The sequence below is a fragment of the Gilliamella sp. genome (genome assembly GCF_024104075.1).
Lineage (GTDB): Bacteria > Pseudomonadota > Gammaproteobacteria > Enterobacterales > Orbaceae > Gilliamella > Gilliamella bombi.
The window spans coordinates 121,279-134,657 of record NZ_JAGGHR010000002.1; the positions used below are offsets into that span (position 1 = coordinate 121,279).

At 35.5% G+C, this 13,379-nt stretch carries 8 protein-coding genes; 4 read left to right on the forward strand and 4 right to left on the reverse strand.

From position 1 onward, the window contains the following. The first annotated feature begins 128 nt into the window (after positions 1–128). The gene (locus tag J6569_RS01470) at positions 129–1,565 is read left to right on the forward strand and encodes a sigma 54-interacting transcriptional regulator (protein ID WP_366941224.1); all 1,437 of its coding nucleotides are present in this window, start codon (positions 129–131) and stop codon (positions 1,563–1,565) included. Here the strand turns inward: J6569_RS01470 and J6569_RS01475 are convergent. The 3 genes from J6569_RS01475 to J6569_RS01485 all read right to left on the reverse strand — a co-directional run bounded on the left by J6569_RS01475 (position 1,558) and on the right by J6569_RS01485 (position 5,409). After that, positions 1,558–2,739, reverse strand: a complete 1,182-nt coding sequence (locus J6569_RS01475) for an NAD(P)/FAD-dependent oxidoreductase (protein ID WP_296317286.1) — start codon at positions 2,737–2,739, stop codon at positions 1,558–1,560. The two genes, J6569_RS01470 and J6569_RS01475, sit on opposite strands and share 8 nt — an antisense overlap. 515 nt (positions 2,740–3,254) lie before the next feature. Beyond that, positions 3,255–3,872 carry an MFS transporter gene (locus J6569_RS01480; protein WP_034915183.1) on the reverse strand — a complete coding sequence of 206 codons (618 nt, stop codon included), beginning with the start codon at positions 3,870–3,872 and terminating at the stop codon, positions 3,255–3,257. Positions 3,873–3,882: 10 nt separating this feature from the next. Further along, positions 3,883–5,409: a fused MFS/spermidine synthase gene (locus tag J6569_RS01485; protein WP_296300497.1), complete on the reverse strand. Its 1,527-nt coding sequence runs from the start codon at positions 5,407–5,409 to the stop codon at positions 3,883–3,885. A gap of 285 nt (positions 5,410–5,694) precedes the next feature. Here J6569_RS01485 and gltB point away from each other — a divergent pair, with 285 nt between their 5' ends. The 3 genes from gltB to J6569_RS01500 all read left to right on the forward strand — a co-directional run bounded on the left by gltB (position 5,695) and on the right by J6569_RS01500 (position 12,222). Then, positions 5,695–10,152 (forward strand): glutamate synthase large subunit, encoded by a 4,458-nt coding sequence (gltB, locus tag J6569_RS01490; protein WP_296317288.1) that lies wholly within the window; start codon positions 5,695–5,697, stop codon positions 10,150–10,152. Between the two features lie 13 nt (positions 10,153–10,165). Then, entirely contained in the window at positions 10,166–11,578 is a 1,413-nt protein-coding gene (locus tag J6569_RS01495) for an FAD-dependent oxidoreductase (RefSeq protein WP_296317290.1), read from the forward strand. A gap of 356 nt (positions 11,579–11,934) precedes the next feature. Further along, on the forward strand, positions 11,935–12,222 hold the full coding sequence (locus J6569_RS01500; protein WP_065609121.1) for an NINE protein: 288 nt from the start codon (positions 11,935–11,937) through the stop codon (positions 12,220–12,222). Between the two features lie 581 nt (positions 12,223–12,803). On the opposite strand, the gene J6569_RS01505 is transcribed toward J6569_RS01500, so the two are convergent. Then, the coding region (locus J6569_RS01505; RefSeq protein WP_296317292.1) for an SMI1/KNR4 family protein at positions 12,804–13,379 on the reverse strand (576 nt) is incomplete at its 5' end.

Sequence of the window (13,379 nt, forward strand, 5' to 3'; positions counted from 1 at the left end):
AAATTTAGTCATTTAGTATAAAATCCATTTTTATGACAAAAATTTGTCATTTTTATATGATAATTAACAGGCGTTTAAATTAAACAAAGCTAAATATAACAAATCACCCTAGTTCAAAAGGCACGAATATCATGACAATCGACCCTGAATTATTACAATCATTGGAAATATTTAAACATTTTTTTGATTTAATCCATCAACCAATGGCGATTATTGATAAAGAAGGCAAATATGTTTATTACAATCAGGAAAGTGCTGAACTTGATGGTTACCCTATAGAACAAGCTATAGGAAAACCAATGCTTAAAGTTTATCCCAAGATGCGAAAAGAAGACAGCACGATGTTGCAAGCCCTACAACATGGGAAAGAATATCAAAACAATTACCAAAGCTATTATAACCATGTAGGTAAACTTGTAGATTATATGCACACAACAGTTCCTCTTTATAATAAAAATCAAAAAATTATCGGCGCAATAGAAATAGGTCGAAATTTATCTACTGTTAGGCAATTACAAGACCAAGTATTCAAGCTCAATAGCAAGCTATATCAAAATAAAGAACAACCATTACCAGAAATTGTTTTTGTATCAAAAACAATGCAAGAGGTTATCGATCAAACTAACATCTTGGGAGCAAATGATGTTCCTGTATTAATAGTTGGCGAAACAGGAACAGGTAAAGAGCTATTTGCTCGTTTAATCCACCAAACAAGCCAACGCCGTGACAAAGCATTTATCTCGCTCAACTGTAGTGCACTACCAACCACACTGATTGAAAGCACCCTATTTGGTACGGTCAAAGGCGCATTTACGGGTGCTGAAAACCGACAAGGTTATTTAGAACTGGCTAACGGAGGCACATTATTCCTTGATGAATTAAATGCTATGCCTCTTGAAATGCAAAGTAAATTATTACGATTCTTACAAGAAAAAACCTACTGGCAATTAGGTGGTAATAAAGAAATGCATTCAGATGTTCGTATTGTTGCTGCCATGAATGAACCACCTACAGAACTATTAAAAACAGGAAAAATGAGAAGTGATCTGTTTTTTCGCTTAAACGTTGGTTTAATAAAACTCCCCGCTTTACGCGACAGAACAGAAGATATTCCAGTGTTAGCACGCTATTTTATTGATAAACATAAAAACGACGTCAATGTTGTAATTAGCGGTATCAGCGAACATGCACTACAACAATTAATATCAGCTCCTTGGCCCGGTAATGTCCGTATGCTTGAAAATACAATTGTCAGAAGTATGGTATTACAAAACGAACCGGGTGAATTACAGAATATTGTCCTTGATGAAGATCTATTCGATCTTAATAGTTCATCTTCTCAAAACGATGATATTAATAAACTAGAAAATTTACCTATCAACACATCTACTGATGGAAACAACTTAATTGAACAAGTTGAAAACTATGAACGACAACTCATCATTAACGCATTAAATCAAGCCAACGGCAAAATTATAACGGCGGCAAAACTATTAAACATTTCACGCACAACGTTACAATACAAAGTAAAAAAATACCATATTCAAATGGGCGTAATTAATTAAACGATCTAGCACAAGCAAATGCACTACTCCATGCCCATTGAAAATTATAGCCACCTAACCAGCCTGACACATCGACAACCTCACCAATAAAATAGAGGTTGGGATGTGTTTTAACTGCCATAGTTTTGGAAGACAACGCATCAGTACTTATACCACCAAGAGTCACCTCCGCAGTACGATAACCCTCAGTCCCATTTGGAGTAATATGCCAATGTGTTAAAGCATTATACAAGCCTTGCTGTTGTTTGGGATTAATTTGCTTAACTATTATATCGTTTATCAAATTGAGTTGTATTAACACCTCAACAAGCCTTTTAGGTAAAACCTGTGCTAAACAATTTTTTATAGTTTGATTACGATTCTGCTCTAATAATGGTTTAAACGATGATTCGAATGTGAAATCAGGTAATAAATTAATAGTAATTGACTCTCCAGCCTGCCAATAGCTTGATATTTGCAAAATAGCTGGTCCTGAAATTCCTCGATGAGTAAATAATAGATTCTCCTTAAAACTAACTCTTTCATTAGAAACTTCAACAGCAACAGCAATACCAGACAAGGTTGATAATATATCAAGTAAAGGTTTATGTAACGTGAACGGTACTAATCCTGCTTTGACTGGTATCACTGGAATAGCCAATTTTTCAGCAATTTTATAGCCAATTGAAGTCATGCCAAGGGCAGGCATCGATAAGCCTCCCGTAGCAATAATAAGATTATCACTATCAATAATGCCTCGAGAAGTATGTAATTTAAATTCTATTTTATCACTGCTAATATCTTCAACCTGAGTCTGCATCATAAAATGAACATGCCCTTTTTGGCACTCGTTTAATAGCATATCAACAATATCTTGCGCTGAATTATCACAAAATAATTGCCCATGATCTTTTTCATGGTAAGCAATACCATACTGATTTACTAATTGGATAAAGTCCCACTGAGTAAATTGTTTCAAAGCTGATTTACAAAAATGAGGATTGCAAGAAATATAATTACTAGGTTCAACCATTAAATTAGTAAAATTACATTTACCACCACCAGACATTAGAATTTTGCGTCCTAACTTTTTACCATTATCAATCACAGTAACATCATACCCTTTTTGCCCCAGTAAACCTGCGCAAAAAAGCCCAGCGGCGCCAGCACCCACAATCGTAATTTTAGTTTGCATTATTAATAGATCAAAAATAAAAGATAACAAATTATAACAGTATACAATTGTCACACATAGTTATTGAATCAAATAACATATTTTATACTCAAACACATAGTTACCTGAAACTTTTTAACAAGAAAGAAAAAGAACTTATATCCCATTTTCTAAAGCCAAATTTAAAAGCAACGCCTTAACTTATAAAAAAAAAATAAATCATAAACGTAAATACTACTATTAGCTTTATTAATAACGTTTATATAACTTATTAAAAGATCGACTTATAAATATATTTATTAAGCCAGTATTCTTTTTATTTTTCATTCAATTATAAAGGTATTGTTATGCAATTTTTATAAAAGGAGGGTAAATATATCAAAATAATCTTTATTACTTATTTAAACTTAGTTAGTAATAAAAAGCTTGTATTGTTTAAATAATTAACTAATTGATTTTAATAATATATTGATAAACCAGCGACAACTATCGCCGATTTATCATTTTTAATATCTTTATAGTATTATTCTATCTTCTTATCCGCTCTTTTTTATTCGCATTTTATTAAAAAATAGATAAGCAGATATAGCAACAACAAAATTTCCTAGTGCAGCAAATATTGTTACAACATTAAGAGCAAAATAGTTAAATAAAATAAATCCTGTCAAAATTGCACCAATTGCCGCACCAAAAGTATTAATCGCATAAAGATGTCCAGTGGTTTGACCAATATTTTTCCAAAACTGTGCTATATAAGTAATTAAAATTGGAAGTGTTGCTCCCATCAAAAGGGCTGGAATAAGCACCAATAAGAAATTAACAATTGCAACAACAATTAAATTATAAACAATAAAGATATCACCGACAAATAAAATAAGTTGATAACTAATTATTCCAAATAAACCAATTCCAAATTCACTAAAACAAAAAAACTGTAGTGCTTTATTTGGGTATTTATCAACAATTTTTCCTCCTCCAAGAGCCCCTAAACCAAGTCCTAACATAAATGCCGATACAATAATTGCTACAGAATCAACATCAGATCCAAAAGCCGAATAAAGAGCTCGTTGCCAAGCAACTTGATAAGTTAAGCCACTCATTCCAGAAATAAAAAATAGCGTGCTTAATAGTAGTGATTGTTTCTTACTTAACATAAAAGCGTCCTTAATTATTTCTCAAAAAACCATATTTATATTCAGTTATCATATTACTATCGGTAATAATTTCCGTATCTCGTCCTAAGTTATAAAGCTTTTCAACTTCATCTAGACTTAACAGTTTGGTTGCTAATGTTTTTTGGTAAGCACCGTTTTTAACTTGTTTAGACGCTTCATTAAACAATGGTTTGCCATCTAAAACCAACTTATCAAGGCGATTTTTAGCAACATTGTCATCGATGTTAATCTCTGAATCCGAGGCATAAATAAAGCCCATTGTACCCCAATAAGCATATTTAAATACCGATTGTGCCGTTTTTAATGTATCTAGCGAACGAGTACTATTAAATGCCAAAATACCATTAGGATTTAATGAATTATGTAATATATTCATCATTTCTTGCGATAATAGATTGGTTATTCCTGAACGCCAATGGTAAGTAGTATTCATAATAATTAAATCATACTTTTTATCACTATTTCGTTTAAGCCAACGTCGACCGTCATCAATATAGATATTAATTCGATGATCATCTAGTATTGGAGAAACAACTGGGTATTGTTTAATAATATCCAAGTAACCTTTATTAATTTCAATGGCGTCAATCGTTTCTAATGTAGGAAAACTTGATAAAGCACGCGTCCAAGCCCCACCACTAACACCAATAACCAGCACTTTCTTAGGATTTGGATGAATTGCCGCTAATAGATAAAGCCGGTTTAAGTCATTTATATCATTATCTGGATCTATATTTAAAATACCATCATACATTCGATTTCCTAATACAATATTTTTCCGTCCATCCTTATTGTCATCGACGATATGAATTACACCATAGCGATTTTCAATATAAGAATTGATAGATATGTCTTGTCCGAAGCTATCTCTGAAAATATAATCAGTGTGTTTATCTACAAAATAAAAGCAACTAATACCAAGTATAGCAAAGGCAGAAACAGAAACTGCCGATTTTTTAATTATCATCAAGCCACCTAATAAGATACAAACAATACCTATTAAAATAAACATTGATGAAATAGAAATATAATCAAGGAGAACTCCGCCAATTAACAAACTCCCCAGTGTTGAGCCAATAATATTAAAAAAATAGACTTTAGAAACTGAAGCACCTACTTTTCCATTGGCTATATTCGTCCCTAAATGGTGCACAATTGGAAATAATATTGCCTTTAAAGCTGCAACGACAAATATTAAAATACAACATGTACGTACACATTCAAATAAACTATTTGGTTGATTTAGGCTTTGAATAATAAATGGAATTAATATATCAATAAAACCAGCAAGAATTAAAACCACTCCTCCGACCAATAGTAGGTTCGAATAGCGTGTACAAATTGCTTTACCTCGACTTGCACCAAAAGCAATACCTAATAGAAAAAAGAACAGTACAAGTGCAAAAGCATAGGGAGCACCACCTAACATAAAGCTAACGATTCTAAACCATAGCATTTCTTGACCTAAGCTCATCAATCCAACTAAAAGCGAAATGCACCAAGCAAAATATTTCATAGCGATTTTCCTACTCCTAACTAACTATTATTATTTAAGCTAATTATAGTTAATATATAATTAATTGCTAATATTTTAGACAATTATTCATTTTGCATCAAATACAACTCGATATAAACGTAATACAAACCGCCATTAGTTTTATTAATAACGCTATATTTGGAAGATTAACTTATAAGTAATATTTATTTGACCAAAAACTAATTTTTGATTAACTTCACACGCAATATGGAATTAAAGCCTATTCCTTCTTAAATTATAAAACGATGAATTAGAGGCAATGATATGTTATATAACCAGCATCATGAAAAAGATAACTGTGGATTTGGTTTAATTGCTCACATTGAAGGACAACCAAGTCATAAAGTGGTGCGTACTGCAATTCACGGACTTGCCAGAATGCAACACCGTGGTGCCATTTTATCAGACGGTAAAACTGGCGATGGCTGTGGACTTTTATTACAAAAACCCGATCGATTTTTTAGATTAGTGGCACAAGATGCGGGCTGGCGTTTAGCAAGTAATTATGCCGTTGGTATGTTGTTTTTGAGCCAAGATGAAAAAGAAGCTCAAATTAGCCGTGATATTGTCGAAGAAGAATTAGCCAATGAAACCTTATCCATTCTAGGTTGGCGTGAAGTACCAATTGATAAAAGTGTGCTTGGTGAAATTGCCCTATCATCATTGCCTAAAATTGAACAAGTCTTTGTTAATGCACCCGCCGGATGGACAAAAATTGATCTAGAACGCCGCCTATACATGGTGCGCCGTCGAATTGAAAAACGGGTACAAGACGATACATTTTACGTTTGTAGCTTCTCAAATCAGGTCAATATCTATAAAGGCTTATGTATGCCTAAAGATTTACCTCGATTCTATCTAGATTTGGCTGACATCCGAATGGAAACAGCAATTTGTTTATTTCATCAACGTTTTTCAACCAATACTGTTCCTCGTTGGCCATTAGCGCAACCTTTTCGGCATTTAGCTCATAATGGTGAAATCAATACTATTGAAGGTAATAGACAATGGGCACAAGCACGTTCCTATAAATTTAAAACTCCACTCATTCCGGACTTACAAGATGCGGCACCTTTTGTTAATGTCACAGGTTCTGATTCAAGTTCATTAGATAACATGCTTGAGCTATTTCTTGTAGGAGGAATGGATATTGTACGAGCTATGCGCTTATTGGTTCCACCTGCATGGCAAAATAATCCTAACATGAACGAAGATCTGCGTGCTTTTTTCGACTTCAACTCAATGCATATGGAACCTTGGGATGGTCCTGCCGGTATTGTAATGTCTGACGGTCGTTATGCCGCATGTAACTTAGACCGTAACGGATTACGTCCTGCACGTTATGTAATAACGACAGACAAACTCATTACCTGTGCATCCGAAATCGGTATTTGGGATTATCAACCTGACGAAGTCGTCACTAAAGGACGCGTTGGTCCAGGTGAATTGTTAGTTATAGACACTGAAGAAGGTCGCATTTTACAATCGTCTGAAACAGACAACGATTTACAAAAACGTCATCCATATAAAGAATGGATGGAAAAAAATGTTAAAAGACTGATCCCTTTTGAAAACCTACCTGATGATAACATTGGCTCTCGATATTATGACGATATCTTGCTAGCAACTTATCAAAAACAATTTGGTTATAGTGTTGAAGAGCTAGACCAATGTATTCGAGTGCTAGGTGAAAACGGTCAAGAAGCCACCGGCTCAATGGGCGATGACACACCATTTGCGGTACTATCAACAAGGCCTCGCTCAATTTATGATTATTTTCGTCAAAAATTTGCTCAGGTAACAAATCCGCCTATCGACCCACTACGCGAATCACACGTTATGTCACTTTCAACCAGTATTGGCCGTGAAATGAACGTGTTTGCCGAAGCAGAAGGTCAGGCGCATCGTGTTGCGTTCAAATCCCCTGTTTTGGTCTATTCAGATTTTAAACAATTAACAGCATTAGAATCACGTTATTACAAATCAGAATCCTTAGATATCACTTATGAAATCGATGGTAGCCTGCGCGATGCCATTGAACAATTATGTGGTGATGCTGAAGCAAAAGTTCGCAATGGCACGGTATTATTGATTTTATCAGATAAAAATATAGCACCTGATCGCTTACCAATTCCTGCGCCTATGGCAGTTGGAGCTGTTCAGCAACGCTTAGTTGAAAAAAACTTACGTTGCGATGCTAATATCATTGTCGAAACCGCAGGCTGCCGTGATCCACATCAATTTGCGGTACTTCTTGGTTTTGGTGCAACCGCAATTTACCCTTATTTAGCCTACGAAATCTTAGGCCAAATGATCGATAATAGCACAATAAAAAAATCTTACCGTGAAGCCATTCTTAATTATCGTAATGGAATTAACAAAGGCTTATATAAAATTATGTCAAAAATGGGCATTTCAACCGTCGCCTCTTACCGCTGTTCAAAACTATTTGAAGCAGTTGGTTTAAATAAAGAGGTTGTTGAACTTTGTTTCCAAGGAGTTACTAACCGTATTAATGGTGCCAATTTTGATGATTTTGCACAAGATCAATTTAACTTATCAAAAAGTGCATGGCTGAAAAGAAAACCATTAGAACAAGGTGGGTTACTTAAATATGTTCATGGTGGTGAATATCATGCTTATAATCCTGATGTAGTACAGTCACTACAAAAAGCAGTCAATAATGGCAATTATGAAGATTACAAACGCTATGCTGATATCGTCAACAACCGCCCTATTGCCACCTTGCGTGATTTATTAAAGCTCAATCCACCTGAAAACACAGCTATTCCACTTGATCAAGTCGAACCAGAAGAATCACTGTTCAAACGCTTTGACTCGGCAGCCATGTCAATTGGTGCGCTAAGCCCTGAAGCACATGAATCCCTTGCCGAAGCAATGAACACGCTCGGTGGTTTTTCAAATTCAGGCGAAGGCGGTGAAGATCCAGCTCGCTACAACACCATAAAAGTATCACGCATAAAACAAGTTGCATCAGGTCGTTTTGGTGTAACACCAAGTTACTTAATGAGTGCCGATGTTATTCAAATCAAAGTAGCACAAGGAGCAAAACCGGGGGAAGGTGGTCAGTTACCTGGCGACAAAGTCACACCATATATTGCTAAATTGCGTTTTTCTGTACCGGGTGTCACACTTATTTCACCACCACCTCATCACGACATTTACTCGATTGAGGATTTGGCACAATTAATATTTGACCTAAAACAGATTAACCCTAATGCCATGATTTCGGTTAAATTAGTATCAGAGCCAGGCGTTGGCACAATCGCAACTGGAGTTGCTAAAGCCTATGCCGACTTAATTACCATTTCAGGCTATGATGGTGGAACAGGCGCCAGCCCATTAACTTCAGTCAAATATGCTGGTTCTCCATGGGAATTAGGGTTGGTTGAAACTCAGCAATCATTAGTCGCCAATGGGTTACGTCACAAAATACGTTTACAAGTAGACGGTGGTTTAAAAACGGGTACCGACATTGTCAAAGCAGCTATTTTAGGTGCTGAGAGTTTTGGATTTGGAACAGGACCAATGGTTGCCTTAGGTTGTAAATATCTGCGTATTTGCCACCTTAATAACTGTGCAACGGGTGTTGCAACGCAAGACGACAAACTGCGTAGCGAACATTATCATGGCCTGCCAGAAAAAGCGATAAACTATTTCCGCTTTATTGCGCGTAACACGCGAGAAATTATGGCCGAGCTAGGTGTCAGTCGTATCGTCGATTTGATAGGACGCACCGATCTGTTATTAGAACTTGATGGCATCACGGCAAAACAACAAAAACTTGACCTATCAGGACTGCTTGAAACAGCAAAACCTATTGATGGCAAACCAGTTTATTGTATTGAAGACAATAAACCATTTGATAAAGGTGTGCTAAATAAAGAGATCATCACACAAGCACAACAATTTGTTGATAATCGCCAAAGCCAAAGCCTCTATTTTGATATACAAAATACCGATCGCTCTGTAGGTACTAGTTTATCTGGCTATATTGCCAAAAAATATGGTGACCAAGGTCTTGTTGCTGATCCTATTTCGCTTAACTTTAACGGCACTGCGGGTCAAAGTTTTGGTGTTTGGAACGCTGGAGGTGTGGACTTAACACTTACAGGCGATGCCAATGATTATGTTGGTAAAGGCATGGCTGGCGGTCGTATTGTGATTCGACCACCGCAAGGCTCAGCATTTTTAAGCCATGAAGCAACCATTGCCGGTAATACCTGCTTATATGGTGCAACTGGAGGAAAACTCTTTGCCGCTGGACGTGCTGGAGAACGATTTGCGGTACGTAATTCTGGTGCAATTAGTGTTGTTGAAGGCATTGGAGACAATGGCTGTGAATATATGACAGGCGGTATTGTCTGCGTATTAGGCAAAACAGGAGTTAACTTTGGTGCAGGTATGACAGGTGGTTTTGCTTATATTTTAGATGAAGATAGTGATTTCCATAAACGCATAAATAAAGAGTTAGTTGAACTATTGAATGTTGCTGATTACTCAATTCACGAAGAACATTTACGTGGTTTAATAATGGAGCACGCTCAACTTACCCATTCATCACGCGCGGAAGAAATTTTGGCTAATTGGGATGATTATTCAAAACAATTTGTATTAGTCAAACCAAAATCGAGTGATGTAACAGCGCTACTTGGGCACCGCAGTCGCTCATCAGCAGAATTACGTATTCAAGCACAGTAAGGAGAACACGAAAATGAGTCAAAATGTTTATCAATTTATCGATTTACAACGTGTTGATCCGCCTAAAAAATCGTTAAACATTCGCAAAATTGAATTTGTTGAAATTTATGAAGGATTTTCTGCTCCACAATCACAAGCGCAGGCTGATCGTTGCCTTGCTTGTGGCAACCCATATTGTGAATGGAAATGCCCTGTGCATAACTATATACCCAATTGGTTAAAACTGGTTAATGAAGGCAAAATATTAGAAGCGGTTGAACTCTCACATCAAACCAACAGCCTGCCTGAAGTTTGCGGTCGAGTTTGCCCACAAGATCGCCTTTGCGAAGGCTCTTGTACTTTAAATGCTGAATTTGGTGCAGTTACCATAGGTAATATAGAGCGTTATATTACTGATGAAGCATTTAGAATGGGTTGGAAACCTAATTTATCAAATGTCGAAAAAACAGGATTGAAAGTTGCAGTTATTGGTGCTGGTCCTGCTGGCCTTGCTTGTGCCGATGTCTTAGTCCGCAATGGCGTAACGCCAGTTGTGTTTGACCGTCACCCTGAAATTGGTGGACTACTCACCTTTGGCATCCCAGCGTTTAAACTTGATAAAGAAGTATTAATCAACCGAAGACATATTTTTACTGAAATGGGCGTTGAGTTCCGTCTAAATACTGAGGTCGGTAAAACGGTACAATTAACCGACTTAATCAACGAATTTGATGCGGTTTTTGTGGGAGCTGGAACTTATCAATCAATGCGAGCGGGTCTTCAAAACGAAGATGCCAACGGCGTTTATGATGCCTTACCATTTTTAATTGCCAACACTAAACACATAATGAAACATGCGCAAACCCAAGATACCCCATACATTGACATGAAAAACAAACGTGTTGTGGTATTAGGTGGTGGTGATACTGCAATGGACTGTGTACGAACATCTATTCGTCAAGGTGCAACTGAAGTTACTTGTGCTTATCGCCGAGACGAAGCCAACATGCCGGGCTCAAAACGAGAAGTCAAAAACGCCAAAGAAGAAGGCGCACAGTTCCAATTTAACGTACAACCTCTCAGCATTGAAATTAACAGTACAGGACAAGTAACAGGCATAAAAATGGTAAGGACAGAACTCGGCGAGCCAGATGCAAAAGGACGACGCTCGCCAGTAATTATCGAAGGTTCTGAATTTATTCTTCCTGCCGATGCAGTAATTATGGCTTTTGGATTCAAACCACATGCCATGCCTTGGCTTGCTCAGCATGGTGTCGAATTTGACCCACAAGGCAAAATCATCGCACCCGAAGCTAACAGCTACCAAACCACCAATCCAAAAATCTTTGCTGGTGGCGATGCTGTTCGTGGTTCTGATCTAGTTGTCACTGCCATTAGCGAAGGTCGCAAAGCGGCTGAAGGTATCTTAGATTACTTAGAGATTTAGCGACTATCTTGCTCTCAATCAAAATTACTTTAAATAAAAAACAAACCCGCTTTAAAACAGCGGGTTTTTAATGATTCGAGTTTTTATTTTTAATTTTAGTAGCTCAGATTTAATCTAACAGATACTTATTACTCATTAGCATTCATTTCAACAAAATCGAGTTAACTTCTTGTAATATTATATGCTTCTTCTATTTGCAGAATAAATAAGAAAACAGTAAAATTAGCGATTTTACTATTATCGTTACACTAAAAATTAACGTTACATCAATTATCTACTGCATCAGGTATGAATAATATTTATAAAAAGCATTAATTATTAATAAAAACATAAGTTAATTATAAAATGGAGATAGTATGAAAAGTAAAGGTGTCGCATATTTATTATGGTTCTTTCTTGGAATGTGGGGAGCCCATCGCATGTACTGTGGAAAATGGATTACAGGCTTCATTTGGTTTTTTACTGCTGGTTTATTAGGTATTGGATGGTTTTTAGACCTATTTCTAACTAGCGGTATGGTTGACTATGCTAACTGTATCTACAAAAGTAAATATAATCTGTCACCAAATAATATTTCAATTCAAATTAATAACGCTTGCCACACTGAACCATCAACACAGGCTATAAATGAAAAAAATTCATAGTATGTAAAAAGGCTATTTACATTTCATGATTAAAATAATCCTTTAAAACTCATAAGGCGTTTTTCCCTAAAATCACTTTATGGGGTTTAAAGGTATTATAAAAATTAATAAAGCATTTGAGCTTTTATTTTCTATCTTTTGCATCACTACATATTTGTTGATTACGCTACATATTAATTCAAAATTAGTATCACTCTTTTCGGCTTTTCCATTCGGTTTGAAGGTTGGTGGTTTTTGTAAATATTTTTTCAACTTTAACCAAACGTTTAATTCCATAAAAAATAGTTTTATAACGTTCATTCTTACTAGTTAAAGATACAAAAAACTTCAATCGGGCTTTCTTTGGCACGCTATCAATGGTGGGATAATTGACTATAAAGCGTTTAGCCAAAATCAGTGACAGTTATTTTTGCTTTATGATATAGGTAACATAACTAGCTGTCACCTATGGCAATTAAATATATAAAATTCAATAGGATTTAAAATAATTAATAGACGCCATCCAACCAAAAAATTACTCTATTGAAATTATTATATATTTCTTTGAAAAATACTGCTTCGATTTTTAACTGACGCTATTTCTACAAAAGACCTTCTTCTTTAAATTTGGCAAGTACTTCGCGACCTTTTTCAGATAACTCCAATTTTTTTAAATAAATTTTAAGTCTATTTTCTGATGCTGTAAAAAAACCCTTTGAATATTTGAGCATTGAAGGTAATGCTTCATCTGGAAAAGGAATGTTAGGGTTATTATATTCATCTTCATCAGGATCATAATCATCTTCAACTTCACTTTTAATAATCATTGATAAAAATGTATCAAACGAATTTGCAACAAACTTCAGATTAGTATTTTGTTCTAGATAGCCATTTTTTACAGACATGTCAAAATAAAGATCATTAACTTCATGATCCCAATAATAAACTTCGCCATTTGGGCTTAAGCAAAGTAGATCGCCATAATTAAGTGTTGCTACAGCAAAATAATTCTCAGGTATTCTATTCAGATATGTATCGTTAGTAGCCAATAAATCTTCTCTAGATTCCTTTGAGAAGCCCAAAATAACCTCTAATGGCAATGATTCTCCATCACAATCAATACAGTAGTCAAAATTAACCTCAGTATCAAAAACAACTACATTATATTTTTTCAAAAA

Bases quoted from the DNA above. Each gene is read 5' to 3' on its own strand.
- J6569_RS01480 (WP_034915183.1), bottom strand. From the start codon at position 3,872: ATGTTAAGTAAGAAACAATCACTACTATTAAGCACGCTATTTTTTATT.
- J6569_RS01500 (WP_065609121.1), top strand. From the start codon at position 11,935: ATGAAAAGTAAAGGTGTCGCATATTTATTATGGTTCTTTCTTGGAATG.
- J6569_RS01475 (WP_296317286.1), bottom strand. From the start codon at position 2,739: ATGCAAACTAAAATTACGATTGTGGGTGCTGGCGCCGCTGGGCTTTTT.
- gltB (WP_296317288.1), top strand. From the start codon at position 5,695: ATGTTATATAACCAGCATCATGAAAAAGATAACTGTGGATTTGGTTTA.
- J6569_RS01495 (WP_296317290.1), top strand. From the start codon at position 10,166: ATGAGTCAAAATGTTTATCAATTTATCGATTTACAACGTGTTGATCCG.
- J6569_RS01485 (WP_296300497.1), bottom strand. From the start codon at position 5,409: ATGAAATATTTTGCTTGGTGCATTTCGCTTTTAGTTGGATTGATGAGC.